Origin of the sequence: Cupriavidus sp. SIMBA_020, assembly GCF_046535395.1 — a bacterium.
Taxonomy (GTDB): Bacteria; Pseudomonadota; Gammaproteobacteria; order Burkholderiales; family Burkholderiaceae; genus Cupriavidus; species Cupriavidus campinensis.
The window spans coordinates 1-250 of record NZ_JAWRWU010001242.1; the positions used below are offsets into that span (position 1 = coordinate 1).

The window sequence follows — 250 nt, forward strand, 5'->3', positions numbered from 1 at the left end:
GCGTGATAGGAGACGTGAGAATAAAGGACAATGTTTAAGTAGCGCCAAATGCAGCTATTCGTGCGATTGGTTCAAATTAAGACGGAGTCATTTTACATGGTTTGTTAAAACAATTTGTTTCAGTCAAAGATAAGGCATATTCCATTTATATCGGAAACAATGTAAGTGTCGGGCATGACGCTCTCATTCATGGCCCTTGTTATCTTGGAAATCATACGTTCATCGGTTTTAAGGCAATCGTGTACAATGC

General features: G+C 39.2%; 1 pseudogene. It reads left to right on the plus strand.

The window, feature by feature from the left end:
* Positions 1-101: 101 nt before the first annotated feature.
* A pseudogene (locus tag SB751_RS33495) lies at positions 102-250 on the plus strand (hypothetical protein); the annotation flags it as partial.